This is a genomic window from Pseudomonas sp. H3_D04, from assembly GCF_054669175.1.
On record NZ_CP162801.1, the window covers coordinates 658175 to 673731 of the forward strand.

The following is a 15557-nucleotide window of genomic DNA, read 5'->3' on the forward strand; positions in this document are numbered from 1 at the left end:
TCAGGGAGAAGGTTATGCAGCTTGAATTTCATCAAGTCGATGCGTTCAGTGATCGTCCGTTCAGTGGTAACCCGGCCATGGTGTATCGGCTCGAGGCGTGGCTAGCCGATGAGTTGATGCAGAAGATTGCCGCCGAACATAACCTCGCCGAAACCGCCTTCGTGGTGCGTGAAGGGCAGGGTTGGCACATTCGCTGGTTTACCCCGACGACCGAAGTGCCATTGTGCGGCCATGCGACCCTGGCCAGCGCGCATGTGTTGTTTGACATCTATAAGGAGCCGGTCGAGCGCCTGGACTTCATCTGCAAGTCCGGCCCGTTGAGCGTAAGCCGCGAGGACGGGCGCTTGTGGCTGGATTTTCCGGCCGTCGTGCCATCTGAAGTGGGCGTGACCCTGGATGTCGAGCGCGCCTTGGGCGTCGAAGTGGTCGATGTTCTGGGTTCCAACGAGTTGTTCGTGGTGTTGGAGTCCGAGCAGGCCGTGCTCAACTGCCAGCCAGACATGATCGCCCTGGCCAAGCTGCCGTGGCCGGGTGCAATCGTCACCGCCAAGGGGAGTCAGCATGATTTCGTGTCCCGGTACTTTGCCCCGGCAATCGGCATCAATGAAGACCCGGTGACCGGTTCGACCCATTGCAGCTTGATTCCGTATTGGTCGAAGCGGTTGGGCAAGACGAGTCTCAGCGCTTATCAGTGCTCGAAGCGAGGCGGGGCGTTGTTCTGCCGACTGGAAGGGGACCGGGTGAAGATTGGCGGGAATGCGACGCTGGTTGCGAGCGGAACACTCATTCTCGGTTAACCCAAATTTGATGTGGGAGTGAGCAGCCACGCTCCCACATTTTTTGTCCGTGTGTATTAGCTGGCGGTGCTGTAGCGCCGGACACCGGACTCTACCACTGGAATCTGCGCAGCCGTGCTGCCCGATGCCTGGAACAACACCAGGTGTTCAGCCGCGACTCGAATACCCACTTCGGCACCGACTTGATGATCGGCATGGCTCGGGAAAATCGACTCCAGTTGCGCCCCGGTCGGCAGCTGCAAACGGTACAACGTCGAGGCCCCCTGGAACGACTTGCCGACAATCCGCGCCTTTAAACCGCTGTCGGGTGCATAAACGATATCGTCCGGACGCAGCAACACATCCACCGCACCGCCCACGGGCCAGGTGTAGGCACGATTGCCGCGCAACTCACCCAACTCGGTCTGCACCGACTCGGGGCTGCTCAGCTGGCCGCGAATGAAATAACCCTGGCCAATGAAGCTGGCCACAAACGGCGTCAGTGGTTCGTGATACAGGTTGTAGGGCGTGTCCCATTGTTCCAGCCGACCTTCTTTGAACACCCCGACATGATCGCTCACTGCGAAGGCTTCTTCCTGGTCGTGGGTCACCAGAATCGCGCTGGTGCCACGGGCCTTGAGAATGTCGCGCACCTCATGGCTGAGCTTGCGTCGCAGTTCGCCATCGAGGTTGGAGAATGGTTCGTCGAGCAACAGCAATTGCGGTTCCGGTGCCAGTGCGCGGGCCAGTGCGACACGCTGCTGCTGACCACCGGACAACTCGTGCGGAAAGCGCTTGCCGAGGTTTTTCAGGTTGACCAGCTCCAGCAACTCTTCGGTGACACGATCCTTTTGCGGGTGCTTGCGGATCCCGAAGGCGATGTTCTCGGCCACGCTCAAATGCGGAAACAGCGCGTAGTCCTGGAACACCATGCCGATCCGGCGTTTCTCCGGGGCAAGGGTGAAACCGGCGCGGGAGATGGTCTCGCCTGCGAGGGTGATTTCACCTTCCTGCACCGGTTCGAAACCGGCAATCGCCCGTAGCGTGGTGGTCTTGCCGCAGCCCGAGGAGCCCAGCAGGCAACCGATGTCACCGGCATTCAAATGCAAGTTGAGGTTCTGCACGACGCGCTGGTCTTGATAGCCGCAGGCGAGGTTGCGCAGGTTAAGCAGTAATGGAGGGCTCATGCGTGGTGATACGCCGGCTCGACGAGGAACTCGAGCAGGGCCTTTTGTGCGTGAAGGCGGTTTTCCGCCTGGTCCCAGGCGACCGAGCGCTTGTCATCAAGCACGTCGAGGCTGATTTCCTCGCCACGGTGGGCCGGCAGGCAGTGCATGAACAGCACATCCTCGGCCGCCAGGTCGAGCAGGGCGCGAGTCACCTGGAACGGCGCGAACAGCTTCAGGCGCTTGGCGGTTTCTTCTTCCTGGCCCATGGAGGTCCAGACATCGGTGCTCACCAGATGGGCGCCGCGCACGGCATCCTTCGGATCGCGGACAATGGTCACGCGATCGCCGGCCATGGCCACGAACTGCGGGTTGGGTTCAAACCCTTCAGGGCAGGCGATGCGCAACTGGAAGTCGAACTGGATCGCCGCTTCTATATAGCTGTTGCACATGTTGTTGCCGTCGCCGATCCAGGCCACGGTCTTACCCTGAATCGAGCCGCGATGTTCGAGGAACGTCTGCATGTCGGCCAGCAACTGGCACGGATGCAGGTCATCGGACAGGCCGTTGATCACGGGAACGCGGGAATTGGCGGCAAATTCGGTCAGGGTGCTGTGGGCAAAGGTGCGGATCATCACGGCGTCGAGCATGCTCGACATCACGATGGCGCAGTCGCCGATCGGCTCGCCGCGGCCCAGTTGCGTGTCGCGCGGCGACAGGAAGATGGCCTGGCCGCCGAGCTGGATCATGCCGGCTTCGAACGAAATGCGGGTACGGGTCGAGGACTTCTCGAAAATCATCCCGAGCACGCGGTTTTTCAGAGGCTCGAACAGTACGCCGCGGTTACGCAGGTCTTTGAGCTCAACGCCTCGACGGATCACGCTGACCAGCTCTTCGGGCGTGCAATCCATCAGGGAGAGAAAGTGCCTTGCGCTCATCATTGACTACCTTTTTGCAACAGACCGCAGATACTCAAAGCCTTGTTTAACTGAAAAACGGGCGAGACCTGCGGCGTAAGCCGCACGGGGCGACGAAATAGGGGGAGGCGCGATATTGACATTAAATGTCGCGTTTTTCCAATAGGAGGCTTTTTTTACGGTTTCCAACATGTTTCAAGCGATACAACGCGATCCGCGTTGCGAGTTTGTGAGCAGCATTTGTACACGGTGCCGAAGCTCGATTGCAATAACTGCCGTGATCTGGCTCGATATCCGGCGAAGAATGGAAGACCCGCTGAACAGCGCCCTCCGGGCCCCTTACAAGCTCGCGGAGTTGTTTGCTGTTACGTTTTCAGGTGCCGGGTTTCGGATTGCGCTCAGGTATTATCCGCCTCATTGCGGATTCTCGACTGCGTAAAGTCAAACACTCCCAGGGAGGGAGCGCTGTATGGCGATCAATAAACCCGGACACACTGGTCTGACGCGCCTTCGTCGTGTTTCGCCGGCCTTCGATATGGCTGTCATTTCTACGGTCATGGGCTTCGCGATTATCGCAAGCACGATTTATCCAGGCGTTCCGAGCGCAGTGGTGGGCGCCATCGTCGGCGCTTTTATCGGCGTGAAGAATTTCAGGGATGACGCGATTGCAGATTGATTCGACCCAGTTTTTGGTAGTGGGAGGATTGGTCGCAATTGGAATCTACCTGGGAGCTTCGCTACTCGCGCGATCGACGCCGGACCTGAAGCATGGAGCTGCCCTGGTGGTCGCGTGGTTCACAGTGGTGAGCGTCATTGATATCGCGTTGCAGGTCTATCAAGCCGAGCCTCATCAGCTGGGCATCCTGGCAAACCAGAAAGCTATCATCCTGATCGGGTCCGGCGTGATGCTTTGGCTGGCGGTCGGCGGAATCTGGACGGCCTTGGCCTCACCGCTCAAAAAGAAGGCGTCGAAGATTTCTCAGCCTCAGTGAGCCTGTCTGTGTGGTCGAACGCAGGTTTTGACGAGGTCGTTTCGTGTCTTGTCTGTTGTTCAAGGCGCCGGTTGTCACCGTGTTCTGGATGAAACGTTTGCTAATACAAAGTGCTGGGTTATAACTAACTCACGAGTGACGCAGGAAGCCTTCGGAATGGAATCGAAAGAACAGCTTTTAATGGATTTACTCGGCCTCACGGCCCGCTCCTTGACCCACCTCACCGCTTCCATGACGTCGATGTCCTTCGAATTGATGCGCAGTGAAGACGAAGTGACCAAAGCAGCCGGTCGACGCATGATCGATCGCATGGCAACCATTAGTACCGGGCTCGACGAACACTGGCGACTGATCGGCGAGCTCACCGGCGTACATATCGCCCAGGAACAGATCGAAACCATTCAAGAGATCCAGTTGCAGGCGCCGCCGCCCAGGTTGCCGCCGAATTGATCGTGCACGGCCATCGGCTAGCCTGATGGTCGTCGATTCACAAGACGAACGTCGCTGGCGCAGTCGCGGGTCAGGCGCCATAGTTTTGTTCCCGCGGCTGATATTGCCCGCCCAGAACAAAACAGAGACTGGCCATGACCAAGACTCTCCATCACCGTGCCTGCCACCTGTGTGAAGCCATCTGCGGCCTGACCATCGAGACCTCCGAGGTCGAAGGCAATGGCGTGCAGATCACCTCAATCAAGGGTGACCCGCTGGATACGTTCAGTCGTGGGCACATCTGCCCCAAGGCGGTTGCCCTGCAAGACATCCAGAACGATCCGGATCGCCTGCGTCAGCCGATGCTGCGAGTGGGCAGCGAATGGCAACCTATCGAGTGGGAAGACGCCTTCAGCCTGGTCGCTGAACGCCTGGCGGCGATTCAGGAGCATCACGGGCAGAATGCGGTGGCGGTTTATCAAGGCAACCCCAGCGTGCACAACTATGGCTTGATGACCCACAGCAATTATTTCCTGGGCCTGCTGAAAACCCGCAACCGGTTTTCCGCGACCTCGGTCGATCAGTTGCCTCATCACTTGACCAGCCATTTGATGTACGGCCACGGCTTGCTGCTGCCGATTCCGGACATCGACCACACCGATTTCATGTTGATCCTCGGGGGCAATCCCCTGGCCTCCAACGGCAGCATCATGACCGTGCCCGATGTGGAGAAGCGCCTGAAGGCGATTCAGGCCAGGGGCGGCAAAGTGGTGGTGGTCGATCCGCGCCGCAGCGAAACGGCAGCGATAGCCGATCAGCATCTGTTCGTGCGCCCCGGTGGCGATGCGGCGCTGTTGTTCGGGTTGCTCAATACCTTGTTCGCAGAAGGTCTGACCCGCGACAGCCATTTGCCGGTCGACGGTCTGGATGAAGTCCGTCAGGAGATCAGCACATTCACTGCCGACACGATGAGCCCCTTGTGCGCGGTGCCGGCAGAACAGATTCGTCAGTTGGCCCGTGATTTCGCGGCGGCGCCGACAGCGGTCTGCTATGGCCGGATGGGCGTCTCGACCCAAGCCTTCGGCACGCTGTGTCATTGGCTGGTGCAACTGATCAACCTGGTCACCGGCAACCTCGACCGCGTCGGCGGTGCCTTGTGCACTGAACCTGCGGTGGATCTGGTGGCTTCGACGTCGGGTGGGCATTTCAATCTGTGGCAGAGCCGGGTGTCCGGGCGTCCCGAGTACGGCGGTGAGTTGCCGGTGTCGGCCCTGGCGGAAGAGATGCTGACGGGCGGGGAAGGGCAGGTTCGTGCGCTGATCACCGTGGCCGGCAATCCGGTGCTGTCCACACCCAATGGCCGGCAACTGGAACAGGCGCTGGACGGTCTGGAGTTCATGGTCAGCATCGACCTGTACATCAATGAAACCACGCGCTATGCCGACCTGATCCTGCCGTCGACTTCGGCACTGGAAAACGACCACTACGACACCACGTTCAACATGTTCGCGGTGCGCAATGTCACCCGTTTCAACCGGGCGATCCTGGGCAAGCCCGAAGGTGCATTGCATGACTGGGAGATCTTTGTCGGACTGGCCCAGGCTTTTGCGGCGAAGACCGGCAAGGAGCTGAAACCGACCATTGCACCGGCGCAGATGATCGATCGTGGGCTGCGGATGGGGCTTTATGGCGATGCCTCGGCGCACAAGCTTTCGTTGGCGACGCTGTTCGATCACCCGCACGGCGTCGATCTGGGCGCGCTCAAATCGAACCTGGCGCCACGCCTGAAAACCGCCAACCAGCGAGTCCAGGCCGCGCCGGCTGCGATTCTCGCTGACCTTGCCCGTTTCGCCGCGCTGCAAGCACCGGCTGCCGACGAATTGCTGATGATTGGTCGTCGCCATGTGCGCAGCAACAACTCGTGGATGCACAACTATCACCGTCTGGTGAAGGGCAAGCCGCGCCATCAATTGTTGATGCACCCGGATGACCTGGCCAGTCGTGGACTCGGTGACGGGCAGCGCGTGCGGGTCAGTTCGCGGGTCGGTGTGATCGAAGTGGAAGTGCTCGCCAGCCTGGACATGATGAAAGGCGTGGTCAGTCTTCCTCACGGTTGGGGGCATGCACGGCCCGGCGTGCAGATGACGATCGCCAGTAGTCAACCGGGCTCCAGCGCCAACGACCTGACCGATGAATGTCAGCTCGACGAGTTGTCGGGGAATGCTGCGTTGAACGGTGTTCCGGTGACGGTGGCGGCGGCTTGATTGTGTCTGTCGGGGAGACCGAGCATGGCGCTCGGGTTTCCGTTACAATGCGCCACCGTGCCGACCTCTGAGTCGGAAAGTTCAGCCGAGGTGCTCCATGGATATCATCGAAACGATTAAAGAGCAGATTGCTAACAACACCATTCTGCTTTACATGAAAGGTTCGCCGAATGCCCCGCAGTGTGGCTTCTCCGCGAAAGCCGCGCAGGCCGTGATGGCATGTGGTGAAAAGTTTGCTTACGTGGACATCCTGCAGAACCCGGAAATCCGCGCCAACCTGCCAAAATACGCCAACTGGCCAACCTTCCCGCAACTGTGGGTCGGTGGTGAGCTGGTCGGCGGTAGCGACATCATGACTGAAATGTCGGCTGATGGTTCGCTGCAGGCCACGATCAAGGCTGCCGTTGAAGCGGCTGCTGCGAACAAGACCGAAGCCTGACCCGGTACCTGTAGGCGCGAAGCTTGCTCGCGAAAGCGGTACAACATTCAGCACATAAGTTGACTGGACTACCGCTTTCGCGAGCAAGCTTCGCTCCTGCAGATGTTTCGTCCTGAAACAGGTGCAAACCTTGTTCAGGACGAGACAAAGGGCATTAAAAAGCCCCGCCTCTATAAAAGAGTGCGGGGCTTTTTATTGTCTCGAGTTTAGCGGGCGCTAACTTACTCTTCGCCCATCTGCGATTGCAGATAGTTCTCAAGACCGATTTTATCGATCAGGCCCAGTTGAGTTTCCAGCCAGTCGATGTGTTCTTCTTCGGACTCAAGGATATCTTCGAGCAATTCACGGCTACCGAAGTCACCCACGGTTTCGCAATGAGCGATGGCAACCTTGAGGTCGGCATGACCAGTTTTCTCAATACGCAGATCGCATTCGAGCATCTCCTGGGTGTGTTCGCCGATCTGCAGCTTGCCCAGGTCCTGGACGTTCGGCAGGCCTTCGAGGAACAGGATGCGCTTGATCAGCTTGTCCGCGTGTTTCATCTCGTCGATGGATTCGTGGTATTCGTGCTTGCCGAGCTTGTTCAGACCCCAATCTTCGTACATGCGCGCATGCAGAAAATATTGATTGATCGCGACCAGCTCATTGGCAAGGATCTTGTTGAGATGCTGGATGACTGTAATGTCGCCTTTCATGATGGGGTCCTGCCCTGTATTAGCTGTCAATAAGGCGGAGTTTGAGCCGCACAACTAAGACTGTCAAACCTAAGTTATTGAAACTTAAATGAAAATTAATCGGAATAAGAATGTTTGTGTTCCGCGTCTGGAGCGTAAGCAGTTGATTTTCAGACATAAAAAAACCGGACATCAAGTCCGGTTCTTTGGAATAGGGTAGTTACGCGGCAGTAAATTCTACAGGGAAAGGAATCGCAGCCTGGGCCGATTGCAATTTGGTCAGGGTTTCACGCACCACTTCCTTGGCAAGGCAGGCGCATTTACCGCATTGGCTGGCTACGCCAGTGGCCTGGCGGACTTCTTTGTAGCTGCAGCAACCTTCATAGATTGCATCGCGGATTTGACCGTCGGTGACGCCAGTGCAGAGGCAGACATACATAAGCTAAGAACCGTCGCTGGTGGTGACTCAGTTGCGATGGATCTTAATGTTAACGAGAATGATTGTCAAAGTGCTTTCTGAAAGCTTCGCGTTATAAGCGAGTATGACTGACGAACGGTTTTCATCCGGGCTTCTGCCATCACCTGTCGCGACGACCAATTTGACGCGCGGTTGAAAAACCGTTGAGGACAGCCCAAAAACGCCGTGTATGATGGTCGGTCCTTGCGAAGGGGGGCGTGTCACAGGGCTGTCGCCTGAGGGTGGCAGGCTGACACGAACCCAGTTCTTCACGATATATAGACCAGGAGATATTCAATGAGCGTACTCGTAGGCAAACAAGCCCCGGACTTCACCGTACCTGCCGTCCTCGGCAATGGCGAAATCGTTGACAGCTACACCTTGTCCTCGGCCATCAAAGGCAAATACGGCCTGGTGTTCTTCTACCCACTGGACTTCACCTTCGTTTGCCCGTCCGAGCTGATCGCTCTGGACAACCGCATGGCTGACTTCAAGGCGCGCAACGTTGAAGTGGTCGCGGTGTCGATCGATTCGCACTTCACCCACAACGCATGGCGCAACACCCCGGTGAACAATGGCGGTATTGGCCAGGTTCGTTACACCATGGCTGCCGACATGAAGCACGAAATCGCCAAGGCCTACGACGTTGAGTCCGAAGGCGGCGTGGCTTTCCGTGGCGCGTTCCTGATCGACGACAAAGGCGTTGTCCGTTCGCAGATCATCAACGACCTGCCGCTGGGCCGTAACATGGAAGAGCTGATCCGTCTGGTCGACGCGCTGCAATTCCACGAAGAGCACGGCGAAGTCTGCCCTGCCAACTGGAAAAAAGGCGACAAAGGCATGACTGCTTCGACCGAAGGCGTCGCGGCTTACCTGACCGAGAACGCTGCTGCGCTGTAAGGCACGTTCGAGGCATAAAAAAACCGGCCACTGAGGCCGGTTTTTTTATGGTCGGGAGAAATTCAGCGACCGGGATCAGTCGTTGAAGTCTTCCCAGCCGCCCATTTGTTTCCAGCGATTGACGATGCCGCAGAAAAGCTCGGCCGTCTTTTCGGTGTCGTAGCGCGCCGAGTGAGCCTCACGACCGTCGAAGTCGATGTCCGCCGCCTGGCAAGCCTTGGCCAGTACGGTTTGACCGTAAGCCAGGCCAGCGAGGGTCGCGGTATCGAAACTGGAGAATGGGTGAAACGGGTTACGTTTCATGTCCAGGCGTGCGACAGCGGCGTTGAGGAAACCCAGGTCAAAGCTGCTGTTGTGCCCAACCAGAATTGCCCGTTTGCAGCCGTTGGCTTTCAGGGCCTTGCGGATACCACGGAAGATATCGGTCAGGGCCGTTTCTTCGCTCACCGCCATACGCAGCGGGTGATCGAGTTTGATCCCGGTGAATTCCAGCGCCGCGGCTTCAATGTTCGCGCCTTCAAAAGGTTCGACGCGGAAGAAATAGGTGTGATCGGGATACACAAAGCCTTTTTCATCCATGGCGATCGTGGTCGCGGCGATTTCCAGCAGGGCGTCAGTGGCAGAGTTGAAACCACCGGTTTCAACGTCGACAACAACTGGCAGGTACCCACGGAAGCGCTCAGCCATGGGGTGGCGCGAACCACCTCCGCCGCCTTGACCGTCCTGTTCGTCGTCGAAATGGTCTTCACTCACGCGTGTTCCTCCAGCAGGCGCCAGCGCAGTTTTTCACCGGCGCGCAGCGGGATTACGGTCAGCTCGCCAAATGGCAGGCTGGTTGGGGCGGTCCACTCATCGCGGACCAGGGTGATGCGATCGGTGTTCACCGGCAGGCCATAGAAGCGCGGGCCGTTGAGGCTGGCGAAGGCTTCAAGCTTGTCCAGCGCGTTGCGTTGTTCAAAGGCTTCGGCGTACATCTCGATCGCCGCATAAGCGGTGTAGCAACCGGCACAGCCGCAGGCCGCTTCTTTGGCGTGCTGGGCGTGAGGCGCCGAGTCGGTGCCGAGGAAGAACTTGTTGCTGCCGCTGGTGGCTGCGTCGAGCAGGGCTTCCTGGTGGGTGTTGCGCTTGAGGATCGGCAGGCAATAGAAGTGCGGCCGAATCCCGCCCACCAGCATGTGATTGCGGTTGTACAGCAGGTGATGCACGGTGATGGTCGCGCCAACGTTGGCCGAAGCCTCGTTGACGAACTGCACGGCGTCCGCGGTGGTGATGTGTTCAAACACCACTTTGAGCGTCGGGAAACGCTCGACCACACGACGCATATGCTCATCGATGAAGATTTTTTCGCGGTCGAACACATCGACATCGCCGCGGGTGACTTCACCGTGAATCAGCAAGGGCATCCCGACGTCGGCCATGGCCTCAAGTGCAGGGAAGATCTTGTCGATACTGGTGACACCCGAGTCCGAGTTGGTGGTCGCGCCGGCCGGGTACAGCTTGGCGGCGTAAACGAAACCGCTGGCCTTGGCCTCGCGAATTTCGTCGGGCTGGGTGCGGTCGGTCAGGTACAGCACCATCAACGGTTCGAAACGACTGCCGGCCGGACGTGCAGCGAGAATCCGCTGGCGATAGCCGTCGGCTTCAGCGGCGTTACGCACCGGAGGTACCAGGTTGGGCATGATGATGGCGCGACCAAAGGTGCGCGCGACATCCGCAACGGTATTGGTCAACACAGCACCATCGCGAAGATGAATATGCCAGTCGTCGGGACGCAGCAGGGTCAGGCGGTCGGACATGAGGGGATTCCAGGCGGGTCAAACTCTGGGGAATGCTACCGGAAAAGACTCTCTCAGGCACTCGCTATCAAGTTTTGCAGGAAGCTTCCGATATCCAACAGGTATGCCGTAAATATGTGTGTCGGTCTTTTTGTTGTAGAAGCCAGTGGAGCCTCCCGTGCGCCAGCGTTATTTAGCCTTGCTCAGTGTGTTTGCCAGCCTCCCTGCGATGGCGCTCACTTTCCAGACACGTCTGGAGAGCATCGAGTGGACGGTCGAAGGTGACAAGTTCGAATGCCGCCTGACTCAACCGATTACCGATTTCGGTTCGGGTGAATTCGTGCGCCGAGCCGGCGAGCAGGCGACGTTTCGTCTGAAAGCCTACAACGCGATGATCGGTGGCGGTTCAGCAACCCTGCTGGCGGCGGCTGCGCCGTGGCAACCGGGACGTGGCGACATCAATCTGGGATCGGTGAGAATCGGCAGCGGCAACGTGTTGTTCAACAGTTCGCAAGTTCAGGCCGGTCGCCTGATCAGCGGGTTGATGGACGGCCGCAGTCCGGTCATCCGGCATTCCTCTGGTGATGGCCGCGTCTCTGAAGTGCGCCTGTTGCCGGTCAAGTTCAGCAAGGCCTTCAACGACTACCAGGGTTGCGTGGCGAAACTGCTGCCGAAGAATTTCGAGCAGGTCAAACAGTCCGAGATCGGTTTCCCGGGTGAAGGCGTTGATCTTGATTCGCAAGCCAAGGCGCAGTTGCAGGTGATGCTGGAGTTCATGAAAGCGGATCCGACGGTCAATCACATCGAACTCGACGGGCACTCCGACAACAGCGGCAATCGCCTGACCAACCGCGAGCTGTCACGCCGCCGGGCGTTGGCGGTGATGGACTATTTCAAGGCCAATGGCATCCAGGAATCGCAGATCACCCTGCGTTTCCACGGTGAGCGCTACCCTGTGGCGCCGAACACCAGCGCCACCAACCGCGCGAAGAATCGCCGGGTTGCGGTTCGCCTGGAGCGGGTGGCACCGACCGAGAAAGTCGCGCCTCAAACCACGACGCCGGGAAGCTCTTCGGCGACATCCTGAGTTTGCTGAATTCGTCGCTCGCTCGACAGAATCTGTCGCTTCGTCGTCATAAGCTGTCGCGCCTCTGTAAATTATTCCGTATGACCGGTAGACTTCACGGCTTTCCGTAGAACCCCGTGGAGTGATGGCATGGCGGACGTAAACAAGGTCGTTCTGGCGTATTCCGGCGGCCTGGACACTTCGGTGATCCTCAAGTGGCTGCAGGATACTTATAACTGTGAAGTGGTGACCTTTACCGCTGACCTGGGTCAGGGCGAAGAGGTTGAACCTGCACGCGCCAAGGCTCAGGCCATGGGCGTGAAAGAGATCTACATCGACGATCTGCGCGAAGAATTCGTGCGCGATTTCGTTTTCCCGATGTTCCGCGCCAACACCGTTTACGAAGGCGAGTACCTGCTGGGTACTTCCATCGCTCGCCCGTTGATCGCCAAACGCCTGATCGAAATCGCCAACGAAACCGGCGCTGACGCCATTTCCCACGGCGCCACCGGCAAGGGTAACGACCAGGTTCGTTTCGAACTGGGCGCCTACGCACTGAAGCCTGGCGTGAAAGTGATCGCCCCTTGGCGCGAATGGGACCTGCTCTCCCGTGAAAAGCTGATGGATTATGCTGAAAAGCACAATATCCCGATCGAGCGCCACGGCAAGAAAAAGTCCCCGTACTCGATGGATGCCAACCTGCTGCACATTTCCTATGAAGGCGGCGTGCTGGAAGACACCTGGACCGAGCACGAAGAAGACATGTGGAAATGGACCGTCTCCCCGGAGAAGGCTCCTGACAAGGCGCAGTACCTGGAACTGACCTACCGCAACGGCGACATCGTGGCACTGGACGGCGTCGAAATGACCCCGGCCACCGTGCTGGCGACCCTGAACCGTATCGGTGGCGAACACGGTATCGGCCGTCTCGACATCGTCGAGAACCGTTACGTGGGCATGAAGTCCCGTGGTTGCTACGAAACTCCTGGCGGCACCATCATGCTGCGCGCTCACCGTGCGATCGAATCGATCACTCTGGACCGCGAAGTGGCTCACCTCAAAGACGAGCTGATGCCTAAATACGCCAGCCTGATCTACACCGGTTACTGGTGGAGCCCTGAGCGTCTGATGCTGCAGCAGATGATCGATGCGTCCCAGGCACACGTGAACGGCGTTGTGCGCCTGAAGCTGTACAAGGGCAATGTGATCGTCACCGGTCGCAAGTCCGACGAATCGTTGTTCGATGCCAACATCGCGACCTTCGAAGAAGACGGCGGCGCCTATAACCAGGCCGACGCAGCGGGCTTCATCAAGCTCAACGCCTTGCGCATGCGCATTGCTGCAAACAAAGGCCGGAAGCTTTTCTGAGATCTTTGAAGCTGCAACGACGGTAATGGAAATGTGGCCTTGTCAGTGACAAGGCCACATTTCTGAAAGAGGGATTTTTCCTACCGGGTATCATGTATCAACTTTCTTGTTGTTGTTACAAATAAGCTTTCGTCTGCTTTACTCTCCGACTGCCCGTCGCAATCGGTCTTCTGCTATTGGCGTTCAAGCCATCGTCGTCATGCCATGTGAGCTCAAATTGTAGGCAACCCAGAACGTAGTGCTGTTGCGTTTCTTTGTTTGTTTCGAATGCTTGTGTGCGCCTTCCTTCAGTAACGCCTCTGAATCAGTACAGGTTAGGAACACGATCACGCGCGCAGGGTTTTCCTGTGGTTGCTGGATCTTTTCCATCAAAGTGTTGAAGTCCATTTTGTTGCTCATCCATCGTGCATCGACGATGTGCAGATCCTTTAGCAACACCGATGAGCGTAAGGGGTGCTCAATCAAATGCTCGGGTGTATTGACTTGCGCGTGATCGGCATCGGTCATGGCCTTGATGAAATGCTTGCCTTTCTCAAAATCAGAGGGCGCATAAAGCGATCGATAGTTGAAGTTGAGTGTGGCGAAGAATAGGAAGAGCAAATAAAAGGGAAAGCTGATAAGGAACCAGATATAGATCTCTCGTTCCTTATTGTCGAGAAATGGAAGGGAGATAGCAGCCGAAGTTTCAGACAGTGTTGCAAATATCGCAATGATTGTCATGGGGTTGGAAATTCTTATTTTGAGTTTGTTCATGTTGTTTGCTCATGGAAGATTGTCTGTTCTCGATCAATTTATGGAGAGGTTTCGGGTGTTGGTAAGTTGCCGGAGTCGGGAAGGCGGTCTGCTGTTTTGGTGGTGTCCTTTTAGTGAGTTTGTTAACGGGGGTCATAGTAGCTGTATTATTTGCGCCTCGGGTATTTTTGTTATTGTTGTTTTGGTAAGTGTGGCGTTTATTGCTGTTTCTGAAGTGTTGCCTGGTGTAAGGGTTGTTGTAATTTGATTAGTGGTCACGTCTTGATTTTTAACGAGCGAGTGTGAATGTTCGCCTGAAAATATCGGTTGTTTTTTAGCGTAGCTCAATCGTCAGCGTCTGTCGGATCCTTCGGTCAACCTCTGGTTTCTTTGATTTCCTGATGTAAATCGATACAAAAACAATTTTGAAAGCACCGTGCCGCCGGGGCGATAAAATTTAAGACACACAGTATTCGTCTGATTTTTGTAAGACATGTCCTGCTTGTTTGTAGGGAATGTCTTTCGCTGCGGGTGGCCGAGGGGGGCGGCATGCCACGGATGAAACGACTAGGCTATTGTGCGGGCTCTAAAAATTCGAACAGCGAAATTGGACTTGCCCATGAATAAAGTGCTGATCGTGGATGATCACCCCGTCATTCGTCTTGCGGTACGTATGCTGATGGAACGTCATGGCTACGAAGTCATTGCAGAAACAGATAACGGTGTGGATGCGTTACAACTTGCCCGCGAACTTATGCCGGATATTGTCATTCTGGATATTGGGATACCGAAGCTGGACGGGCTGGAAGTCATTGCGCGTCTGACCACAACAGCGATGCCTCTTAAAGTGCTGATCCTGACCTCTCAGGCCCCCGGGCATTTTTCCATGCGTTGCATGCAATCGGGGGCCGCTGGGTATGTCTGCAAACAACAGGATCTCACTGAATTGCTCAGTGCGATAAAGGCCGTGCTTTCGGGCTACAGCTACTTTCCGAATCAAGCGCTGCATACCGTTCGTTCCAGTCTCGGGAATGCCAGTGAAGCCGATATGGTGGATCGTCTGTCCGGGCGCGAAATGATGGTGTTGCAACAGTTGGCTCGAGGAAAGACAAACAAGGAAATTGCCGATGGCATGTTCCTCAGCAATAAAACGGTCAGTACTTACAAGACACGCCTGTTGTTGAAGCTCAATGCTCGCTCATTGGTTGATCTGATCGAACTCGCTCAACGTAATGGACTGGTATGAGCGCACTGGCGATTGACGAGGCGTGATGAAAGGGCGTTCATCGGGGGGCGGGCAGCACCCAGTAAAAAGCCTCCGTTTCGGGAGGCTTTCAGGTGTCAAAGGTCAAAATCGTAATCGGCCAACTGCTTTTGCAGTCGACGCTCCTCCAGCAGATTGTCGATGGTGCGGCGTTTGCTCAGGTTGGTCTTCGCCACTTCAACCACCGGTTCAGCGTCATCGGTCTCAACAGGTGTGAAGTCGTCTTCTACGTCCAATTGCTCTTTGCCAGTGCTCATAAGGTTAACTCCAGGCTAAGACTGCCTTTGGCGCTCCTTATATCGACAAACTCCCGGCGGGTAAAAAAGATTTTTTCAATC

Annotated in this window: 18 protein-coding genes; 10 read left to right on the forward strand and 8 right to left on the reverse strand. The window is 56.8% G+C overall.

Features of this window, described 5'->3' with window-relative positions; translation table 11 throughout:
* Positions 1 to 14: 14 nt before the first annotated feature.
* Complete coding sequence (locus AB4N91_RS03160) at positions 15 to 797, forward strand: PhzF family phenazine biosynthesis protein (RefSeq protein ID WP_010457693.1); 783 nt, start codon at positions 15 to 17, stop codon at positions 795 to 797.
* A gap of 56 nt (positions 798 to 853) precedes the next feature.
* Here the strand turns inward: AB4N91_RS03160 and AB4N91_RS03165 are convergent, their stop codons facing one another.
* Both AB4N91_RS03165 and argF read right to left on the reverse strand, forming a co-directional pair.
* Positions 854 to 1963, reverse strand: a complete 1110-nt coding sequence (locus tag AB4N91_RS03165) for an ABC transporter ATP-binding protein (RefSeq protein WP_010457692.1) — start codon at positions 1961 to 1963, stop codon at positions 854 to 856.
* Positions 1960 to 2880, reverse strand: a complete 921-nt coding sequence (gene argF, locus AB4N91_RS03170) for an ornithine carbamoyltransferase (RefSeq protein WP_010457691.1) — start codon at positions 2878 to 2880, stop codon at positions 1960 to 1962. Before argF ends, AB4N91_RS03165 begins: the two co-directional genes overlap by 4 nt.
* Positions 2881 to 3328: 448 nt before the next feature.
* On the opposite strand from argF, the gene AB4N91_RS03175 reads away from it, so the two are divergent.
* From AB4N91_RS03175 to grxD, 5 genes are all read left to right on the forward strand, one after another.
* Positions 3329 to 3535 (forward strand): hypothetical protein, encoded by a 207-nt coding sequence (locus AB4N91_RS03175; RefSeq protein ID WP_010457690.1) that lies wholly within the window; start codon positions 3329 to 3331, stop codon positions 3533 to 3535.
* Complete coding sequence (locus AB4N91_RS03180) at positions 3516 to 3851, forward strand: hypothetical protein (protein ID WP_138739082.1); 336 nt, start codon at positions 3516 to 3518, stop codon at positions 3849 to 3851. Before AB4N91_RS03175 ends, AB4N91_RS03180 begins: the two co-directional genes overlap by 20 nt.
* Before the next feature lie 156 nt (positions 3852 to 4007).
* Positions 4008 to 4301 carry a hypothetical protein gene (locus AB4N91_RS03185; RefSeq protein WP_077749897.1) on the forward strand — a complete coding sequence of 98 codons (294 nt, stop codon included), beginning with the start codon at positions 4008 to 4010 and terminating at the stop codon, positions 4299 to 4301.
* Between the two features lie 134 nt (positions 4302 to 4435).
* On the forward strand, positions 4436 to 6544 hold the full coding sequence (locus AB4N91_RS03190) for a molybdopterin oxidoreductase family protein (protein ID WP_200666909.1): 2109 nt from the start codon (positions 4436 to 4438) through the stop codon (positions 6542 to 6544).
* 97 nt (positions 6545 to 6641) lie between these two features.
* On the forward strand, positions 6642 to 6983 hold the full coding sequence (gene grxD, locus AB4N91_RS03195; RefSeq protein WP_010457686.1) for a Grx4 family monothiol glutaredoxin: 342 nt from the start codon (positions 6642 to 6644) through the stop codon (positions 6981 to 6983).
* Between the two features lie 221 nt (positions 6984 to 7204).
* On the opposite strand, the gene bfr is transcribed toward grxD, so the two are convergent.
* Together bfr and AB4N91_RS03205 are read right to left on the reverse strand one after the other, a co-directional pair.
* On the reverse strand, positions 7205 to 7678 hold the full coding sequence (gene bfr / locus AB4N91_RS03200; RefSeq protein ID WP_010457685.1) for a bacterioferritin: 474 nt from the start codon (positions 7676 to 7678) through the stop codon (positions 7205 to 7207).
* 199 nt (positions 7679 to 7877) lie between these two features.
* On the reverse strand, positions 7878 to 8096 hold the full coding sequence (locus AB4N91_RS03205) for a bacterioferritin-associated ferredoxin (RefSeq protein ID WP_007943567.1): 219 nt from the start codon (positions 8094 to 8096) through the stop codon (positions 7878 to 7880).
* 315 nt (positions 8097 to 8411) lie between these two features.
* Here AB4N91_RS03205 and AB4N91_RS03210 point away from each other — a divergent pair, with 315 nt between their 5' ends.
* Positions 8412 to 9014, forward strand: a complete 603-nt coding sequence (locus tag AB4N91_RS03210) for a peroxiredoxin (RefSeq protein ID WP_010457682.1) — start codon at positions 8412 to 8414, stop codon at positions 9012 to 9014.
* 75 nt (positions 9015 to 9089) lie between these two features.
* Here the strand turns inward: AB4N91_RS03210 and rnt are convergent, their stop codons facing one another.
* On the reverse strand, positions 9090 to 9767 hold the full coding sequence (gene rnt, locus AB4N91_RS03215) for a ribonuclease T (RefSeq protein WP_008155580.1): 678 nt from the start codon (positions 9765 to 9767) through the stop codon (positions 9090 to 9092).
* Positions 9764 to 10810: a dihydroorotase gene (gene pyrC / locus AB4N91_RS03220; RefSeq protein WP_010457678.1), complete on the reverse strand. Its 1047-nt coding sequence runs from the start codon at positions 10808 to 10810 to the stop codon at positions 9764 to 9766. The genes rnt and pyrC overlap by 4 nt, the downstream gene beginning before the upstream one ends.
* Before the next feature lie 157 nt (positions 10811 to 10967).
* Between pyrC and AB4N91_RS03225 the strand changes: the two genes are divergently transcribed.
* Together AB4N91_RS03225 and AB4N91_RS03230 are read left to right on the forward strand one after the other, a co-directional pair.
* Entirely contained in the window at positions 10968 to 11876 is a 909-nt protein-coding gene (locus AB4N91_RS03225; protein ID WP_010457676.1) for a flagellar protein MotY, read from the forward strand.
* Between the two features lie 129 nt (positions 11877 to 12005).
* A complete protein-coding gene (locus tag AB4N91_RS03230; RefSeq protein ID WP_007898502.1) occupies positions 12006 to 13223 on the forward strand; it encodes an argininosuccinate synthase in 1218 nt (405 codons plus the stop codon).
* Between the two features lie 183 nt (positions 13224 to 13406).
* On the opposite strand, the gene AB4N91_RS03235 is transcribed toward AB4N91_RS03230, so the two are convergent.
* Positions 13407 to 13976 carry a hypothetical protein gene (locus tag AB4N91_RS03235; protein ID WP_010457670.1) on the reverse strand — a complete coding sequence of 190 codons (570 nt, stop codon included), beginning with the start codon at positions 13974 to 13976 and terminating at the stop codon, positions 13407 to 13409.
* 598 nt (positions 13977 to 14574) lie between these two features.
* Here AB4N91_RS03235 and AB4N91_RS03240 point away from each other — a divergent pair.
* The gene (locus AB4N91_RS03240) at positions 14575 to 15201 is read left to right on the forward strand and encodes a response regulator transcription factor (protein WP_010457667.1); all 627 of its coding nucleotides are present in this window, start codon (positions 14575 to 14577) and stop codon (positions 15199 to 15201) included.
* A gap of 95 nt (positions 15202 to 15296) precedes the next feature.
* Here AB4N91_RS03240 and AB4N91_RS03245 read toward each other — a convergent pair whose 3' ends face one another.
* Entirely contained in the window at positions 15297 to 15476 is a 180-nt protein-coding gene (locus tag AB4N91_RS03245) for a PA3496 family putative envelope integrity protein (RefSeq protein WP_010457665.1), read from the reverse strand.
* Positions 15477 to 15557: the final 81 nt, after the last annotated feature.

What these genes read in the sequence shown, in the direction of transcription:
- AB4N91_RS03160 (WP_010457693.1), top strand. Translation starts at nt 15, where the DNA reads ATGCAGCTTGAATTTCATCAAGTCGATGCGTTCAGTGATCGTCCGTTC.
- AB4N91_RS03165 (WP_010457692.1), bottom strand. Translation starts at nt 1,963, where the DNA reads ATGAGCCCTCCATTACTGCTTAACCTGCGCAACCTCGCCTGCGGCTAT.
- argF (WP_010457691.1), bottom strand. Translation starts at nt 2,880, where the DNA reads ATGAGCGCAAGGCACTTTCTCTCCCTGATGGATTGCACGCCCGAAGAG.
- AB4N91_RS03175 (WP_010457690.1), top strand. Translation starts at nt 3,329, where the DNA reads ATGGCGATCAATAAACCCGGACACACTGGTCTGACGCGCCTTCGTCGT.
- AB4N91_RS03180 (WP_138739082.1), top strand. Translation starts at nt 3,516, where the DNA reads ATGACGCGATTGCAGATTGATTCGACCCAGTTTTTGGTAGTGGGAGGA.
- AB4N91_RS03185 (WP_077749897.1), top strand. Translation starts at nt 4,008, where the DNA reads ATGGAATCGAAAGAACAGCTTTTAATGGATTTACTCGGCCTCACGGCC.
- AB4N91_RS03190 (WP_200666909.1), top strand. Translation starts at nt 4,436, where the DNA reads ATGACCAAGACTCTCCATCACCGTGCCTGCCACCTGTGTGAAGCCATC.
- grxD (WP_010457686.1), top strand. Translation starts at nt 6,642, where the DNA reads ATGGATATCATCGAAACGATTAAAGAGCAGATTGCTAACAACACCATT.
- bfr (WP_010457685.1), bottom strand. Translation starts at nt 7,678, where the DNA reads ATGAAAGGCGACATTACAGTCATCCAGCATCTCAACAAGATCCTTGCC.
- AB4N91_RS03205 (WP_007943567.1), bottom strand. Translation starts at nt 8,096, where the DNA reads ATGTATGTCTGCCTCTGCACTGGCGTCACCGACGGTCAAATCCGCGAT.
- AB4N91_RS03210 (WP_010457682.1), top strand. Translation starts at nt 8,412, where the DNA reads ATGAGCGTACTCGTAGGCAAACAAGCCCCGGACTTCACCGTACCTGCC.
- pyrC (WP_010457678.1), bottom strand. Translation starts at nt 10,810, where the DNA reads ATGTCCGACCGCCTGACCCTGCTGCGTCCCGACGACTGGCATATTCAT.
- AB4N91_RS03230 (WP_007898502.1), top strand. Translation starts at nt 12,006, where the DNA reads ATGGCGGACGTAAACAAGGTCGTTCTGGCGTATTCCGGCGGCCTGGAC.
- AB4N91_RS03235 (WP_010457670.1), bottom strand. Translation starts at nt 13,976, where the DNA reads ATGAACAAACTCAAAATAAGAATTTCCAACCCCATGACAATCATTGCG.
- AB4N91_RS03240 (WP_010457667.1), top strand. Translation starts at nt 14,575, where the DNA reads ATGAATAAAGTGCTGATCGTGGATGATCACCCCGTCATTCGTCTTGCG.
- AB4N91_RS03245 (WP_010457665.1), bottom strand. Translation starts at nt 15,476, where the DNA reads ATGAGCACTGGCAAAGAGCAATTGGACGTAGAAGACGACTTCACACCT.